The sequence below is a fragment of the Labrys sp. HAY1-8F genome (assembly GCF_056754975.1).
The window spans coordinates 3425476-3442801 of sequence record NZ_JBPGWZ010000002.1; the positions used below are offsets into that span (position 1 = coordinate 3425476).

13 protein-coding genes are annotated in these 17326 nt (G+C 63.7%); 2 read left to right on the forward strand and 11 right to left on the reverse strand.

Annotation, left to right across the window (positions count from 1 at the left end; genetic code table 11):
* Positions 1-100 precede the first annotated feature (100 nt).
* Positions 101-1315 (forward strand): zinc metallochaperone GTPase ZigA, encoded by a 1215-nt coding sequence (zigA, locus tag ACR9ZN_RS24900; protein WP_481273454.1) that lies wholly within the window; start codon positions 101-103, stop codon positions 1313-1315.
* Between the two features lie 82 nt (positions 1316-1397).
* Here the strand turns inward: zigA and ACR9ZN_RS24905 are convergent, their stop codons facing one another.
* The 9 genes from ACR9ZN_RS24905 to ACR9ZN_RS24945 form a co-directional block, all read right to left on the reverse strand.
* Positions 1398-1772: an MAPEG family protein gene (locus ACR9ZN_RS24905; protein WP_481273455.1), complete on the reverse strand. Its 375-nt coding sequence runs from the start codon at positions 1770-1772 to the stop codon at positions 1398-1400.
* Between the two features lie 72 nt (positions 1773-1844).
* A complete protein-coding gene (locus ACR9ZN_RS24910) occupies positions 1845-2393 on the reverse strand; it encodes an NADAR family protein (protein WP_481273456.1) in 549 nt (182 codons plus the stop codon).
* A gap of 11 nt (positions 2394-2404) precedes the next feature.
* On the reverse strand, positions 2405-3571 hold the full coding sequence (locus ACR9ZN_RS24915; protein ID WP_454811828.1) for an ABC transporter permease: 1167 nt from the start codon (positions 3569-3571) through the stop codon (positions 2405-2407).
* Between the two features lie 7 nt (positions 3572-3578).
* Complete coding sequence (locus tag ACR9ZN_RS24920) at positions 3579-4598, reverse strand: ABC transporter permease (RefSeq protein WP_434959101.1); 1020 nt, start codon at positions 4596-4598, stop codon at positions 3579-3581.
* Positions 4595-6541, reverse strand: coding sequence for an ABC transporter substrate-binding protein (locus ACR9ZN_RS24925; protein ID WP_454811831.1), 1947 nt, complete (start codon positions 6539-6541; stop codon positions 4595-4597). Before ACR9ZN_RS24925 ends, ACR9ZN_RS24920 begins: the two co-directional genes overlap by 4 nt.
* Entirely contained in the window at positions 6538-8436 is a 1899-nt protein-coding gene (locus ACR9ZN_RS24930) for an ABC transporter ATP-binding protein (protein ID WP_434959103.1), read from the reverse strand. The genes ACR9ZN_RS24925 and ACR9ZN_RS24930 overlap by 4 nt, the downstream gene beginning before the upstream one ends.
* A 119-nt stretch (positions 8437-8555) precedes the next feature.
* Positions 8556-10436, reverse strand: coding sequence for a glycosyltransferase (locus ACR9ZN_RS24935; protein WP_481273457.1), 1881 nt, complete (start codon positions 10434-10436; stop codon positions 8556-8558).
* On the reverse strand, positions 10433-11548 hold the full coding sequence (locus tag ACR9ZN_RS24940; protein ID WP_481273458.1) for a glycosyltransferase family 4 protein: 1116 nt from the start codon (positions 11546-11548) through the stop codon (positions 10433-10435). Before ACR9ZN_RS24940 ends, ACR9ZN_RS24935 begins: the two co-directional genes overlap by 4 nt.
* A gap of 137 nt (positions 11549-11685) precedes the next feature.
* Positions 11686-13764: a bifunctional rhamnulose-1-phosphate aldolase/short-chain dehydrogenase gene (locus ACR9ZN_RS24945; RefSeq protein ID WP_481273459.1), complete on the reverse strand. Its 2079-nt coding sequence runs from the start codon at positions 13762-13764 to the stop codon at positions 11686-11688.
* 167 nt (positions 13765-13931) lie between these two features.
* Here ACR9ZN_RS24945 and ACR9ZN_RS24950 point away from each other — a divergent pair, with 167 nt between their 5' ends.
* Positions 13932-14711, forward strand: coding sequence for a DeoR/GlpR family DNA-binding transcription regulator (locus tag ACR9ZN_RS24950; RefSeq protein WP_441774206.1), 780 nt, complete (start codon positions 13932-13934; stop codon positions 14709-14711).
* Between the two features lie 153 nt (positions 14712-14864).
* Here the strand turns inward: ACR9ZN_RS24950 and ACR9ZN_RS24955 are convergent, their stop codons facing one another.
* Both ACR9ZN_RS24955 and ACR9ZN_RS24960 read right to left on the reverse strand, forming a co-directional pair.
* The gene (locus ACR9ZN_RS24955; RefSeq protein ID WP_481273460.1) at positions 14865-16202 is read right to left on the reverse strand and encodes an MFS transporter; all 1338 of its coding nucleotides are present in this window, start codon (positions 16200-16202) and stop codon (positions 14865-14867) included.
* 92 nt (positions 16203-16294) lie between these two features.
* Positions 16295-17215: a phytanoyl-CoA dioxygenase family protein gene (locus tag ACR9ZN_RS24960; protein ID WP_434959109.1), complete on the reverse strand. Its 921-nt coding sequence runs from the start codon at positions 17213-17215 to the stop codon at positions 16295-16297.
* Positions 17216-17326: the final 111 nt, after the last annotated feature.

Below are 17326 nucleotides of genomic sequence, written 5' to 3' on the forward strand. Positions count from 1 at the left end.
TCAGGTCGCTCCGAGGGCTGCCCCTCTTCGCCGCCAAGCTGCTTGCCAAGCGGGAAAGCCATAAGTAATGTTATGTTATAACATTACTTATGGAGTCGTTATGGAGATCGAAGACAAGAGGCTGCCGGTCACCGTGCTGTCGGGGTTCCTGGGGGCGGGTAAGACGACCCTGCTGAACCATGTCCTCAACAACCGGGAGGGCCGGCGGGTCGCGGTGATCGTCAACGACATGAGCGAGGTCAATATCGATGCCGATCTCGTGCGTGACGGCGGCAGTGGCCTGTCGCGAACCGACGAGAAACTGGTGGAGATGACCAATGGCTGCATCTGCTGCACCTTGCGCGACGACCTTCTTTCCGAGGTCCGGCGCCTGAGCGAGGAAGGCCGTTTCGACTATCTCCTGATCGAGGGCACCGGCATCGCCGAGCCGCTTCCGGTTGCAAGTACCTTCTCCTTCCGGGACGGGGCGGGCGTGAGCCTGTCGGACGTCGCGCACCTCGACACCATGGTCACGGTCGTCGATGCGGCGAACCTGCTGGCCGATTATGGCTCCAACGACTTCCTGCGCGATCGCGGCGAAACCGCGGGCGCCGCGGACGAGCGTACTATCGTCGATCTGCTGGTCGAGCAGATCGAGTTCGCCGATGTCGTGGTGATCAACAAGGCCTCGCAAGTATCGGCCGATCATCTCGCGCTGGTGCGCAAGGTCGTGCAGGCCCTGAATGCCGATGCGCGCATCGTCGAGACGGATTTCGGCAGGGTCGGGCTGGAAGCGGTGCTCGATACCGGCCTCTTCGACGAGGAGAAGGCGCAGCGCCACCCCCTCTGGTACAAGGAACTCTACGGCTTCGCCGATCATGTGCCGGAGACCGAGGAATATGGCATCCAGAGTTTCGTCTACCGCGCGCGGCAGCCCTTCGATCCCGCCAAGTTCAATGCTTTCGTCGAACGGATCTGGCCAGGGTTGATCCGGGCCAAGGGCCATTTCTGGTTGGCGACTCGGCCCGACTGGGTGGGCGAGTTCTCGCTGGCGGGCGCCATCGCCCGCGTGAGCGCGATGGGGCATTGGTGGGCGGCCATCCCGCGGCGGCATTGGCCGGATCATCCCGACTGGTGGCGCATCCTCGAACGCAATTGGGACGACGTATGGGGTGACAGGCGGCAGGAACTGGTCTTCATCGGCACTGGCCTCGACGAGCCGGCGATCCGCAAGGCGCTGGACGATTGCCTGGTGCGGCCTGCGGGCGGGCGTCGCTTCGACCCGAAAGCTTATCGCCATCTCAGCGATCCTTTTCCGGCCTGGGAAGCGGTTTGAGGTTGTCCGGAACTTGAGGCCGGGATTGGCCCGGCATCGGTTCCTCAGGCGATGGCGGCCCATCCAGTCACAGCGATAAGGATCACGGTAACCAACGCGCCCGAAACATAGAGAATGGTTCGCAAACTGCCACCTTTCGCTGCATTGCCGCCGCGTAGTAGATTGCCACATGGGCCAGTCGGATCGCGACATAGAGCCATACCAAAACCGCGAGCAAGGCCGGCCTGACGCCCACCATCATCGCCAGCGCGGCCGGTACGATGAACGGGGCCAGAGCCTCGACCGAGTTCAGATGCACACGGTCAATGCGGTAGAGCAGGTTCTCGTCGTCGGCCGGCAGTACCGGGCCGGAGAGCGCTCCGGCCCGGCCTTTGGAGTATCCCGAATTGATGGCCAAGACGACGGACACCAGACACAGTGCGAGCACTCCGATGATGCTGAAGGTGTAGGCGGCCATGTGATCTCCACGGATGAGAGCTACAGTCAAGCCGGAATGGAGGCCGAGCGGAGCCGATTGCGCTGCGGCCGTTCAACCGCGAAGGTGGTCTCGCGCCTGCATGAGTGCGAATCCGAGCAGATTCTCTCCGCGCCAGAGTAGTGGATTGGCCGCCCGCTCATCATCACCTGCGAGGCCGATGCCCCACACCCTGTCGACGGGACTTGCCTCGACCAGAACGGCATCGCCGGTCGACAGGAGAAATTTCCGGAGCGCCGGATTCTGATCGAATTTATGGATACTGCCCTCCGTCACGATACGGTATTTTTGAGCATCCCACTGCGAGGACTCAAAGCCTTTCACCTCGCGGCCGAGTTGCTTTGCCTGCTTCGGGCTGGCGGCCACGAGTATCGCCGATAAACTTTGTTCATCTCCGAATAGGCGGGCCTTCCCGGCCATCATCCAATGCTCGGTGGTGGGATAGCGAACCCCAGCCACGTCGAAGGGGGCAGGCCACCACTGGCTGAAGCAGGACGTGGTGATCCGGCCGTCCTTGGCGGGCTGATGCCCCCAGAAAAAGACAAACTTCAAACGTGCTTTAGCTCGAAAATCCTCCTCTAGCCGGGAGCGATCATATTTCATCGGCATATTACTCAATGATAGGGGTCGGCCGCATCCCTGAGGCCGTCGCCGAAGAAGTTGAAGGCGAGCACGACCAGCATCACCGGGATCATCGGGATCAGCAGCCAGGGATAGAGGTTGATGGCGCCCAGGTTCTGGGCGGAGTTGAGCAGGACGCCCCAGCTCACCACAGGCGGGCGCAGGCCGAGGCCGAGGAAGGACAGCGCCGTTTCGCCCAGGATCATTGCCGGGATCGACAGGGTGGCGCTCGCGATCAAATGGCTCATGAAATTGGGCAGGAGGTGGCGGCCGATGATGCGGGCGCGCGAGGCCCCCATCATCTCGGCGGCATGCACGAAATCCTCGTTTCGCAGCGATTTCACCTTCGAGCGCACCGCCAATGCCAGGCCCGGCCAGTCGAGCAGGCCGAGAATGATGGTGATGCCGAGAAAGATGATCACCGGGCTCCAATTGGCCGGCAGGGCCGCCGACAGCGCCAGCCAGAGCGGCAGTTCCGGCAGCGAGCGCAGCACTTCGATCAGGCGCATCACCAGGGCATCGATGATGCCGCCGACATAGCCGGCAAGCCCGCCCAGCGTCAGGCCGATCGTGAAGGAGACCGCGATGCCGATCAGGCCCACGGTGAGCGAGATGCGGGCGCCATAGACGATGCGCGACAGCATGTCCCGGCCGAGCCGGTCGGTCCCGAGCAGGAAGGCGGTACCGTTTTCGGGTGGACAGACCAGATGGAAGTTGGCCTCGAACAGGCCCCACATCTTGTAGCGCTCGCCGCGACAGAAAAAGCGCAGCGTCTGGGGCTTGGTCTTGTCGACCTGGTAGATGCCGGGAAATTGCGAACTCTCGATGTCTCGGATGGCGAAATTCACGGGATAGACGAAAGGACCGACGAACTGCCCGTCGTGAAACAGATGCACGCTCTGTGGGGGCGTATAGAGATAGTCGGCATTGCGCTGGTTCAAGGAATAGGGGGCGATGACCTCCACGAAAGGCAGCGACAGATAGACCAGCGCCAGGAAGATGCCGGCGAACAGGGCCGGCCGATTGCGTCGGAATTTCCACCAGATCAGCGTGGCGGAGGAGGCGCGATAAAACCGCTCCTCCTCCGCCGTCATCTTCTTGGCGACATAGGGGTCGAAGGGAGCGGGGTTGACGTAATGGGGCGATCGCGACTCGGTCATTACAGTCCTATTTGCCGGTGCCGATACGGATGCGCGGATCGAGCACCGCCAGAGCGAGATCAGCGATGAACATGCCGACCACGGTGAGGAAGGCAACGAAGAGCAGGATGAAGCCGGCCAGATACTGGTCCTGGATGCGCAGGGCCTGAACCAGGATAGGGCCAATGGTCGGCAGGCTCAGCACGATGGAAACGATGGCCGAGCCCGAGACGATGCTGGGCAGGAGATTGCCGATATCGGCCACGAAGGGATTGAGCGCGATGCGGAAGGGGTATTTGAGCAGGGCCCGGCCCGGCGGCAGCCCCTTGGCCTTGGCGGTGACCGTATATTGCTTGGAAAGCTCGTCGAGCAGGTTGGCGCGCAGCCGCCGGATCATGCCCGCGGTGCCGGCGAGGCCGATCACCACCACCGGCACGATCATGTGGCTGAGGAAGGAGCCGAGCTTGCCCAGCGACCAGGGCGCGTCGGCATAATCGGGCCCGAACATGCCGCCGATCGAGATGCCGAACCAGCGGTTGAGATAGAACAACAGCGCGAGGGCAAGCAGGAAGCTGGGCGTCGCCAGGCCGATATAGCCCAGGAACGTCACCACATGGGCACCGATTGAATTGCGACGGGTGGCCGAGTAGATGGCGATCGGAATGGCGACGAGATGGATGAAGACGATCACCGCCAGGTTGAGCAGGACGGTCAGCAACAGGGCATCGCCGACCACCGCCTTAACGGGTTGCTCATATTCGAACGACCAGCCCCAATAGCCCTGCAGCAGGCCCTTGAAGCCGTTGGGACCGGGCAACACGCCGAGCCAGGTGGCGTATTGGTGGAGCAGCGGCTTGTCGAGGCCGTATTGCGCCCGCATCGCCTCCGCCTTGGCGACGCTGGCAGCCTCGCCCTGGGCCCTGAGTTCGTTGATCTTGTTGGTCAGGAAGTCGCCCGGCGGCAGCTTGATCACGATGAAGATCAAAAGCGAAATCAAGAGCAGCGTCACCACCATGGTGGCGAAGCGGCGCAGCACATAGCGCATCATGGCGCATTCCCCGTCACCACGATGTTGTCGTAGTAGAATTCGTCGACGCGATAGACACCGATCAGGGCCGTCGGCTCCCAGGAAAACACTGCCTTCTTCGGGATGTTGCGGATGGCCTTGTTGACGATGATGGGCTTGAGCGCTCCCTGCACGGTGCCGATGCTGAACTGCTGGTCGGCATGGAGGGAGAGCATTTCCCGCCAGATTGCCGCCTGGGCGTTCAGCGTGGTCGCATTCATCCACTGCTCCCACAAGGACATCAGCTCGATCGCTTCGGGCATGTCGGGCTTTTCGCCAGCCATGCCACCGGTTTCGGCATATTGGCCCCATTTGGGCCAGGAGTAATTATCCTGGCGCAGGGGTGCCAGACCGCTGGGCGGCATCAGTGCGGTTGGAATGGCGTTCTCGAGGCCTTCGCTCGCCGTCACCAGCGTAAGGCCTGAAAAGGAGCGCTTGTTCAGGTCGTTGCTGTCCTCGGCCTTCACCACCACCTTGAGGCCGACATCCTGCCAGAACTCGCTGGTGATCTCGAGCGCGTCGGCAACGTCGCGGGCGTTGCCGGCGACCTCGACGATCAACTCCGCCTCCCGGCCGTCGGGCAGGAGGCGGAAGCCGGCGGCATTGCGCTTATTGAGGCCGGCTTCATCCAGCAGCTTCTTGGCGAGCGCGGGATCGTAGGTGGCCCAGCGCTTGCGGTCGTCCTCGCTGTAGAGGGCGCTTTCCGGCATCACCGTGTTGTTGCCCTCGATGCCGAGCCGGAACCACAGCGAATTGTTGAGCGTGTGGCGGTCGATGGCCAGCGACAGGGCCCGGCGGAAGCGGACATCCCGCAGCACGGCACGCCAGACCGGGTCGTTGCAGGTGAGGTTGGGAAACAGGGCGAAGGCGGAGCCGCGCGCGATCGGCCAGGCCAGCGTGCGATAGGCGTGGCTGGCCTCGCCTTCCTTGAGCGTGGGAATGTCGCTGGTACTCAGCCCCCAGGCCAGCAGATCGACCTCTCCCGCATTCGCCTTGGCGGCGAACAGGCCCGCGGACGAGATCGAGACCACGATGCGGTCGATATAGGGAAGCTGCCGTCCGCGGGGATCAATGCGGTGAAAATAGGGATTGCGCTCGAACACATATTGCTGGGACGGCGCCTTGGTCACCACATGCCAGGGATCGAGCGTCGGCATGTCCGGGTTCGAGTTCTCATAGGGATCATCGAGCTTGTTGTAGAGCGCAGCCCAGGACATCATCTGCCGGTCCGCTGCCATCTTGGCGAGCTTGTCCGCATCCCCATATTTCTTGTGGAACTGCTTGAGATAGTGAGCCGGCGAATAGATCCAGATCGGTCGCGGTCCCGCCAGCGAGGGCAGGAATCCCGGATTGGGCTTGGACCAGCTGTAGCGGATATGAGTGGCGTCGAGCACCTCGACCTTCGGCTTTTCGCCGTCGACCAGCATGAAGGCGGGCGGGCCGGTTGGATTGAGCTTCGAATTGAGGGCGACATCTTCCCAATAGAAGCGGAAATCCTCGGTGGTGAAGGGGGCACCATCAGACCAGCGATGGCCTTCGCGCAAGGTGAAGGTGAAAGCCTTGTCGTCCTCGCTGGCGACGGCCTGCAGGACATCTGGCTCCAGGTTGAGATGCTCGTCATAGCCAACCAGGCGGGTATAGCCGATGACGTTGATGTAGCGCAGATCCCGGGCCTTGGACGCCAGCGTGCGGATCTCGCCGCCATAGTCGCCGAGGCTGCGATTGCGGGCGAGCATGTCGGCCACCAGCGGCACCTTCGGCAGGCGATCGAGCAGCGGGGGCAAGCTGCCGTCGGCGATCTTGGCCACCAGGGAAGGCGGCTCGGCCGGAGCCGGCGGCGGATCCGCGATGGCCGGGCCGGCCAGGAAGAAACCGAGGGCCAATGCCGCGGCGACGCTCTTGAGGACGGTGAAGCCGGTGTTCACGCCGCTTCCCCCCTGCGCTGGTCGGCTGCGCTGGCGCCGAGGCGGACGAAATGGCGGGGCTCCACCTCCACCATGATGGGCGGCGGTGCGTCCGGAAGGATGGCGAAGGGGGCGGGCCAGCGCTCGGGCTGGGAGGCGCCGCCGGTCTTCAGCTTGGCGAAATCGAGCGGGCTGGCGAGGTCGACGTCCGGAATGGCCTGCAGCAAGGCCTTGGTATAGGGATGCTGGGGCGAGCGGAACAGCACCTCGCGCGGCGCCTGCTCCACGATATGGCCGCGGCACATCACGGCGATGTCGCGGGCCATGTATTCGACCACGGCGAGATTGTGGGAGACGAAGAGGTAGGACACGCCGAGTACCGCCTGCAGGTCCTTGAGCAAATTGAGGATCTGAGCCTGGACCGAGACGTCGAGGGCCGAGGTGGGCTCGTCGCAGAGGATCACCTGGGGCTCCAGAGCCAGTGCCCGGGCAAGACCGATGCGCTGGCGCTGGCCGCCCGAGAAGGAATGCGGGTAACGGCGCATATATTGCGGCTCGAGCCCGACCAGTTCGAGCAGGGCCTTGACCCGCTCATGACGTTCGTCGGAGGTGCCGATGCTGTGGATCCGCAGGGGTTCCGACAGGATGTCGAACACCGTCATGCGCGGATTGAGGCTGGAGAACGGGTCCTGGAACACGAACTGGACCGAGCGGCGATAGGTCTTGAGCGCCTCGCCGTCCAGCGCGAAGACGTCGCGCGGGCCGCTGCCGTCGTCGAAGCGGACTTCGCCGCTGTCCGGTGCGCTGCCGGGTGCGCGCATGATCATGCGTGACAGGGTGGTCTTGCCCGAACCCGATTCACCGACGAGACCCAGCGTGGTGCCCCGTTCGAGCGAAAGTGAGACGTTGTTCAGCGCCTGGATCGTCTCGCTGCGGCCCGACCACATGCCCGCGCGCATCGTGAAGCTCTTGGAGACGTTTTCGACCTGGAGGACCGGGCCGGCGCCTGCCGGTGCAGGCGCCGCGGCTCCACGCGGCGGCACGGCGATTTCCCGCAAGGGCTTCAGCCTTTCGCCCGGCTTCATGTTGAAATGAGGCACGGCCCGCATCAGGGCCTTGAGATAGTCATGTCGGGGATCCTGGAAGATGGCGTCGCGGCCGCCCAGTTCCATCACCTCGCCGCGATACATCACCACGACCTCGTCGGCCATGTTGGCGACCACGCCGAGGTCGTGGGTGATGAAGATCACCGCCATGCTCTGGTTCACGGCGCTCTTGGCGTCCTGGATTTCCTTGATGAGGGCGAGGATCTGCGCCTGGGTGGTGACGTCGAGCGCCGTGGTCGGCTCGTCCGCGACCAGCAGGGCCGGCCGGCAGATCAGGGCCATGGCGATCATGGCGCGCTGGCGCATGCCGCCCGACAGTTCGAAGGGATAGGTGGTGAGCATGCGCTGGGGATTGCGGAAATGGATCTTGGCGAAGAGATCGAGCGCCCGCTCATTCGCCTCGCGCCGGGAACAGCCCGTATGCACGATCAGCGCCTCGGTGACCTGGTCGCCGATGGTATGTACCGGCGACAGCGAAGTCATCGGCTCCTGGAAGATCATGGCGATGCGCCCGCCCCGAATGGCGCGCATCTCCGGTCCGTTGGGATTGAGCTTGACGAGATCCGTCGTCGTGCCGGTGGCGGGATCGCGGAACAGGCAGCTGCCGCCTGTGATCCGCGCCGTCTTGGAAAGCAGGCCCATGATGGCCTGCGCCGTCACCGACTTGCCGGATCCGGACTCGCCAACCACCGCCAGCGTCTGTCCTTCGAAGACGTCGAAAGACACGTTCTTCACCGCGTGAACCAGGCCGGTGTCGCCCTGGAAATCTACGCTGAGCTCGCGCACGCTCAGCAACGGCTGGTTGATCATCCCCGCTCCGCAGTCTCTCCGATGCCCGTTTTCCGGTGCTTGTCGCTTGCCAGACTATTCCCACGCGCAATCGAGCGCTACTGCTATCTGGCGTGTGTATCGTTTTTCGATCCAGCGCTTCACGCAAATAACGCGTGCGCTGGCAGGAAACGTATATTCGCGTGATTCTTGAACTGACCGAACAACCTATCCAGAAAATTCCAAATCCAGGCATCGTGTACGAGGTGATGCGTGAGTATGCCCAAGGGTTCGTCATGTTCAAGGGCACGGATGAATTGCGACAATACCAGAAAAGGATCGAGCAGGCCGCCGCCTTGTTTCCAGGCGATCGGATCGACGTGAATATTGACGACGGTAAGATCATGCAGCTCGGCGGCTGGCCGCGGGCCGGCAACGGACAGGCCGCGAAAGCCGAGAGCCGCGAGGCCATCGATCAGCGTCGGATCAATGCGGTTCCAGGGCGGCACCAGGATGGGCAGGCAGCGCGCACCGAAGCTGGAGCGCAATGTCGAGAGGCCCTGGCCGAGTTCCGCCAGCACCTCGGCGGCAGGACGATGGCCGAGCTCCTGTTTCTTGGCACCGGGTGGAGCATGATTGGCATGGGCATAGCCGTGCACGAGAATGTCGACTGCCTGGGCGTCGACGTCCCGTTCTTCGGCAACCGCCTCGATGAGGCTTGGTGAAGCGGCGGCGGGAATGACGGCCAGTGAAAGTGGCAGGCCGTGGCGATGCGCGAGGGCAAGCAGGCGGTCGAGCGCCGGCGTGGCTGATACGGCATCGTCGTCTCGCCACCACAGGCGGACTTCGCGGCGGGTGGCGAGGGCCTGGTCGAGGCGGGTCCAGGCCTGGGCCAGGTTTTCGGCCCGCTGCGCCGCTTCTTCCACTCCTCGCACGCTCCCGGCAATACCGTCGAGGGCAAGGACGGGCGCTTCGCCGCGAGGAGTGCGCGCCAGGGCGGCCTTGACGGCTGCCCCCAGAGACGGGCCGGAAAGATCTGCTTCACCGACGATGCGGGCGAGGCCGAGAGCGTGGAAACGCTCGGCACGCAGGCGCTGCTCGGCTTCCTTGCCCTGCTCGAAAGGCACCACCACCGCCGGCACGCCCGCGCGGGCGAGATCGATCATGGTGTTGTAGCCCGCCTGGCTCACCGAGGCGGCTGCGCCCGCCAGCAGGAAAGGAAAATCCGGCCTGGCACGCTCGATGATGACCCGGGGACCGGCGCTGGCCGCCAGTGCCTCGAAATCATCAGCGGCGACGCCGTGCCCGACCAGCAGGCGCCAACACGCCGGCGGATCGGCAAGCGCCGCGGCTTCGATGGCGGCGCGATAGAGCGGCAGGCTGGCGGCACTGCCGCCGCCCGAGACCAGGATTTCGCCGGAGGGGAGGGCCTGGACCGGCGCGGCCGTGTCGGCGATGTAGCCGGTATAGGTCAGGATGCGCTCCAGCCCCGGGCTGGTGGGCCAGGAGGCTGAAAGCGGCGTGACTACGGCGTCGCCATGCACGAGAACGCCGTCATAGAAGCGGGCGAGGACGGCCTCCGTCTCCTCCACCCGGGTCGGCTTGGCCGGCGGGTTGAGGATGTCGCGGATGGAGGCGAGGATGGCGATCGGTCTGGCCCGATTGCGCGCCGCCTCGATCAAGGCGCGGAATTCCGCGGCGAGTTGGCGCCGGCCGAAGGGATAGGTTTCGGTGACGACCACGTCGGGCTCGGCAGATTCCAGCGCCGCCAGGATGGCCTCGATGCGGGCCTGGCGGATGTCGTCCCCAATCTCCCGGCCATCCGGGCCGAGCAGGGTGCGGAAGTCGACGCCGATGCAATGCACGGGCGGCAATTGTACGAAGGTCGCCCCCTCGACCCGGATCAGGGGAGCGGGCCGGCCACCGCTGATCAGGGTGACGCGATGGCCGGCCGAGACCAACCCGCGCGCCAGGGCCGCCGCGCGAGCGAGATGGCCGACGCCGAGGAGATGGGTGACGAGGATGAGGACGGAGCGGCTCATGCGGTGGGCTTTTCCGGTTGGATCAGGGGCAGCAAGGCCTCGCGCAAGCAGCGAGAGGCGGAGGCGAGCGAGCGCTCGTGCCGGGCAAAGGCGAAGGCCTGGCCGGCGAAACGCTGCTGCAGGGCGGTGTCGCGCATCAGCCTGGCGAGGGAGTGACCGAAATCGGCGGCATCGCCGGGCCTGGTCAGCAGGCCGGTCTGCCCGTCCAGCACCACCGAGCCCACGCCGCCGAACTTGCCGGCGACCGCGGGGCAACCCTGCAGGGCTGCTTCCAGGAAGACCATGCCGAAGGCCTCGTTCACCGCCGGCCAGGCCAGCAGATCGGCCTGTGCATAGAGTGAGGCGAGCCTGGCGCGATCGTCGATGCGGCCATGGGGGGTGATGCGTTTGCCGAAGGGGGCGAAGAGTGCCTCGACCTTGGCTCGGGCGGGGCCATCGCCGACGATGTCGAGACGCCAGTCGAGATCGGCGTCGAGTTCGGCCAGGGCCATGGCCAGAATGCCATAGGAAGTCAGCTTGTCGCGTTCGCGCATCATGGCGACGGTGAGAAGGCGGCAGGGGCCGGGTTCTGGCCGGCTTCGCGCCAGCGACGGCCAGGCGGCGGCATCGATGAAGGGCGGCAGGTCGACCAGAACCTGGCCATCAGGTCTTGCCGCCTCGAGCATGGCCCGGTCGTTCGGATTGAGGATGAGAATGAGCGAGGCTGCGTCGAGGGCGGCCTCCGCCTGGGCGTGCCCGTCCGCCCAAGCGCCGCTCGCGCGCTTGGGCGCCCGCGATCCCTCGGCGATCACATAGGGAATGCCGAGGGATCGCGTGATCGCCGGGCCGACGAGGTCCGGCGCCTTGTAATAGACGTGATAGGTGAACCACAGCGCGGGCCGTTCCTGCGGCTGCTCGCGATAAAGAGTAAGCAGGCGGCTCACTTCCGCCTGCGCTTGCCCGAAAAAATCCCGCCCGCCGACCGGATCGGCCGTCCGCAGTGTCGAGGCGATATCGACCTCGAAGCCGGCGCCTCTCAGTGCGGCCAGGAAGAGGCGCGCGGTTTCCCGGTCGCCCGAGGGCATCGGGTGATCGGGGGGCTTGAGCGGGGCGTGGAAGGCGATCCGGGCCATGGAAAGCGGTGATCTGCTTGAGCGCTGCGGGAGGCCGTTCCCGCAGGCGGAACAGACCCCTTCCGCTTAGCCCGCTGTCGCTGGTCGCACAATCCCTTGTCGGAAGCCTTGCCCCTCTTCGAAGCCATCGAGGGGGATCAGCGCGTGAAACTCACCACATTGCCGGCATCGACATTGAGGAAATTACCGGTGGACTTGGCCGAAAGGTCGGAGGCGAAGAAGTAGACGGCCTCGGCAATGTCCTCGGGATAGACCGAGCGCTGCAGCAAAGAGCGCTTGCGATAGAACTCCTCCAGGTCGTCCTCGCCGATCTTGTTGGAGGCCGCGCGCTGCTGGCGCCACTCGCCCTGCCAGATCTTGGAACCGCGCAGCACGGCGTCGGGATTGACGACGTTGACACGGATGCCGTGCGGCGCCCCCTCCAGAGCCATGCAGCGGGCGAGATGGATTTCCGCGGCCTTGGCGGTGCAATAGGCCGAGGCGCCGGCCGAGGCCGAGACGCCGTTCTTGGAAGCGATGAAGACCAGGGAGCCGCCATTGCCCTCGTTCTTCATCAGGCGATAGCCCTCGCGCGCCACCAGGAAATAGCCGGTGGCGAGGATGGAGATATTGCGGTTCCACAGTTCCAGCGTGGTGTCCTCGACCGAAGCGGCGGAGGAAATGCCGGCATTGTTGACCACGATGTCGATGCCGCCATAGCTTCGCGCGGTTTCCTCGAAGGCAGCGATCACGCTCGCCTCGTCGGTGACGTCCATCGCGATGCCGCGCACCCTGTCCTTGCCGAACAGCTTGCCGAAATCGGCGACGGCCGCGTCGAGCGAGGCCTGGTCGATATCGGCCAGCACGGCATTGGCGCCTTCCTGCATCAGGCGGGCGGCAATCGCCCGGCCGATGCCGCCGGCACCGCCGGTGACGAGGGCGGTGCGCCCGGCCAGACCTTTGGGCTTGGGCATGCGCTGGAGCTTGGCTTCCTCCAGCAACCAGTATTCGATGTTGAAGGCTTCCTGCTCGGGCAGGCCGACATAGAGGTCGACGCCGCTGGCGCCGCGCATCACATTGATGGCGTTGACGTAGAATTCGGCGGCGATGCGAGCCGTCGCCTTGTCGGCGGCGAAGGAGAGCATGCCCACGCCCGGCACCAGATAGATCACGGCATTGGGATCACGCATGGCCGGCGAATCGGCATGCTTGCAACGCTCGTAATAGGCGGCGTAATCGGCCCGATAGGCCTCGATCAGGCCATCGAGGGAGGCGATGGCGGCCTCAACGTCACCGGCGAACGGGATCACCAGCGGGCGGATCTTGGTGCGCAGGAAATGGTCGGGGCAGGAGGTGCCGAGCGGAGCGAGCTTGTCGAGCGCGTTAGAATTGACGAATTCCAGCACCTCGGGCGCGTCGGTGAAATGGCCGGCCTTGGCCTGAGCCTTGCCGATCTTGCCGCGAATGGCGGGCATCAGGCGGGTGGCGATGGCAGCGCGCTCGGCGGCGGGCAGGGACGTGACCTTGCCGCCCTCGAAGGTGGGCTTGCGCGCCTTGGCTTCCACCCAGTCGGCCGCCTTCTGGATGATGCGCAAAGTGAGCTGGTAGCAGGTCTTGGCATCGTCATGCCAGGTGAACAGGCCATGCCCGCCGAGCACCACACCGGTGAGATGGGGGTTCTCGGTGGCCAGCTTGGAAAGCTTGAGACCGAGATCGAAGCCCGGGCGCTGCCAGGGCAGGAAGCCGATCTCGCCACCGAAAATCTCCTGCGTCAATTTTTCGGCGTTCTGCGAGGCGGCGATGGCGATCACCGCGTCGGGATGGACGTGATCGACATGGATCTTCGGCACGAAGGCATGCAGGGGCGTGTCGATGGAGGCGGCGCGCGGATTGAGGTCGAAGGTGCAATGCGGCAGATAGCCGACCATCTCATCCTCATGCGCGAGGCCACGATAGAGACCCTTCAGGGCTTCGAGCTTGTCGAGATAGAGGGTGGAGAAACCATCGAGCTTCATCGAGCCGATGTCCCCGCCAGAGCCCTTGACCCAGAGCACGGTGACGTCCTGGCGCGTCAGCGGATCGGTTGCCGTCACCTTGGCTGAGGTGTTGCCGCCGCCGAAATTGGTGATGCGCAGGTCCGAGCCCAGCAGGTTGGAGCGATAGAGCAGCTTGCCTGGTTCATCGAGGGAACTGGCGACGGCGTCGTCCCAGAGATCTGCGAGTCGTGCGGAGGCCATGGCATGCGTTTCCTGTGTCATTATTCCCGGACCTTATGAACGCTCTCGCTCACGGTCAATCATTCTCGCTCACTTAATGCGCATATTTTGTCGTTCAATGCAACAAACTATGCGTTTCGTTGACATGTATGAGCGAATGAGCGAGTTTGTGAGCGAATGGAGGAGGCATGCACGAACAGGAACGCTGGCAGGCCATCGTCAGGCTGGTTGGGGAGCGCTCGGTGATCTCGGCGCGCGAGCTTGCCGCCGTCACCAGGGCCTCACCCGCAACCATTCGCCGCGATCTCACCCATCTGGCCGCGCAAGGCATGGTGCAGCGCATGCATGGCGGCGTCCGCGCCCTGGCCTCGCCGGAAGGCGCCAAGCTCGAGGCCCGGCGTTCGGGGGGCAGCCAGGCCCTCAACGCCGAGCGGAAGAGAGCGATCGCCGAGCGCGCGGCGGCGCTGTGCCGGGACGGGGAGTCCATCATCATCAATGGCGGCTCGACCACCTTCCACATGGTGGAGTTCCTGCGGGCCTCGCGCCTGCAGATCCTGACCAACTCCTTCCCGATCGCCGCGGCGTTGATGCAGGAGAGCGATAATCGCATCATCCTGCCGGGTGGCGAGATCTATCGCGATCAGAGCCTGATCCTCTCGCCCTTCGACGAGGATTCGATCCAGCATTACACGGCGTCGAAAATGTTCATGAGCGCGGCCTCCATCGGTCCGCTCGGCCTGATCGAGAGCGATCCGCTGATCGCACGGGCCGAAGCCAAGCTGCTCAATCGTGCGGCCGATCTCGTCGTCCTGGTGGATTCCTCGAAATTCGAGCCGCGCGGCTCGATGGCCGTCGCGCCGCTGTCGCGTATCCGCCGGCTGATCACCGATGACGGCATTCCGCCCGCTGCCCGCGACATGCTGGAGGAGAATGGCGTCGAGGTCGAGGTGGTTCGTGTGGCAGGTTGACGACAAGTCTTCTGGCGAAATTCCTATCAGTTCGGTCCGCTGATCGAGGTTGCCAAACGAGCCGCTTCGCGTGCTCGATCGCAACGAGGCTCGCGATGCCGAGTTCGCGCTTGCGAACTCGGTTTTTGTTATTCTTCTCGTTCCTATTCCTCGCTACGCGACTTGTGCCCGCGCCCGCAGAGTTGTGGCGTCGCTCTCAAGCTGATCGACTGCGATGTCGTCCCGATAGGTTTCCGGACCCATCCATACGGCATAGGCCGTGCAGAGGCCGAGGAAGATAGAATAAAGCGCTACCGGCCAAGACGAGCCTGAAGCCCACGACACCATCAACGTCGCCAATGCGGGTGCCGGGCCGCCGGCGAGAAGCGACCCGAGTTCGCGCGCGAAGGCGAAGCCCGAGAAGCGGCGTGCCGGTCCGAAGAGTTCGGAGAAATATGCAGCCTGTACGCCGAACATCATACCAACCGCTATCTGCGCCAGCCAGAACGCGGCGATAGAAGCCAGGAACGATTTCGACTCCAGCAGCCAGAAAAATGGAAACGCGATGAGACACCCAAACAACGCGCCAGCAATGTAGATGGGCCGTCGGCCGATGCGATCTGACAGTGCCGCAAAGCCGATCACACAAGCTATCTGCACGACATAACTGGTCATCAACACCAGCAATGATTGATCCTTGGGGAATTCGAGCGTGTTCACCGCGTAGCTAAGGCCGAATACCGGGAATAGATAGCCAAAGCCGTTCTCGGCAAGACGCGCGCCGAGAACGACGAAGAAGTTGCGCGGCTGCTTCGTCAGCGACTCGATGATAGGGTTTTTCGACTTCTTTTCCGGCTCGGCGGCTATCTTCTCGAACACCGGTGTTTCATCGATACGGTAGCGCACGAACAAGCCGAACGCGACGATAACGATGCTGGCCAGGAATGGCAGGCGCCAGCCCCAATCCATGAATTGCTCTTGCGGCAGTTGCGAGACGAGCCAGAACGCGCTCGATGCCAACATCATTCCAAGGCCGACTCCGGCGGGCGCAAAGGAGCACCAGAAGCCGCGTTTGCCGATTGGCGCATACTCGGCGAGCAGGATCACGGCGCCCGTATATTCGGCACCTGCACCGAAACCTTGCATCAGTCGCATCGTGACGAGAAGGATTGGCGCCCAGATGCCGATCTGTTCGTAAGTCGGTAACAGGCCGATGAAGACTGTGCCGATGCCGACTATCATCAAGGTGATCAGCAGCACCGGCTTGCGGCCGATGCGGTCGCCAAGATAACCGAAGAACAAGCCGCCGAAAGGGCGGGCGATGAAGCCGACGCCGAACGTTGCGAGGGCGATCAGCGTGCCCTTACCACCGAAATCGGCGAAAAATAGCTTGCCGAACACGAGACCGGCGGCCGTCGCATAGATGAAGAAGTCGTACCATTCGAGTGCAGAGCCGACGCAGGACGCGACGATGACCTTGCGCGGATGCATTTCCGCCGCAGCTTTTGGCATAGAGAATCCTCCCCGGAGGCATTTGTTTTGTATCGAATGACCGGCGCCTCGTTGGGCGCCGGCTGCGCTTTACGCACAGGGGCACGGCACGGCTATGCTGCGCGCTCGTCCTTCTGACCTGCCTTGGCGAAGGCGCTGACCGCGCCCGCGCTCTTCTGAGTCTTGAAGATCGACGACGCGTCCGGCGCCGGCGGCAACGGCAGGAGTACAGGTACGTCTTTCAGACGCGGACGCATCGTCTGCTCGCCGAAGATGATCCGGCTTTGCACTGCGTCATAGACTTGGCGCTGGTTCATGTTGAGGAAGGCGCCGGCGCCACCCGCGAGTGGCCAGGCATCGGCCGCGCACATCTCATAGAAACAGATGAGGCGCGCCCGATCAGACACGTTCGGCGCGGACCCATGCAATGTACGGCAATGATGTACCGTCATCGAACCGGCTTTGCCGGTCAGCGTGACGATCTTGTCCTTCTCGAACAGCGGATCGCTCGGATCGATTGCGCCGGCGAATACGCCGTTGACGAAGTGACTGAGTATCGGGCCCTTGTGCGTGCCCGGTATGACGAGCAATGGACCGCTTTCTTCCCTGACGTCCTCAAGCATGAGGCCGATTGCCAGCACGTCATCATTGGTGTGCGGATAGAACGCCCAGTCTTGGTGCCATTCGACGGCGGCCCCGCCGCCTGGTGCTTTCGTATTGAGCTTCGAGGTCTGCAAGCGCACGGCCGGACCAAGAAGGGCTTCCAGAACCGAGCGGAATTTGCTGGATTTCAATATGTCCCAGAACGCGGGCATCTGAATGTGCGGCATCTTGATGCGCGTCAACTTCGGATTGTCTTTTGAGTGCCCATCGTCGAGGTCGAACACCTCATCGCTCACCGAGACGGCCCGCGATTGATCGATCTTCTCATAGGTCAGACGTCGCAGTTCTTCGAGCTCCCCGCCCGTAACAACATCCTCGACAAGAATGTAGCCATCGTCGTGATAGGCCTGGATTTGGGCTTCACTGAGCATTTTTCCTCCTTGCGGCACGGCGTTTCTTCCTCGAACGGATAGTGCCTGTTTGCGCAAACATGATTGCGCAAACATGTTTGCGGTAACATAATCTTGAGTCAAGCGCGTTGA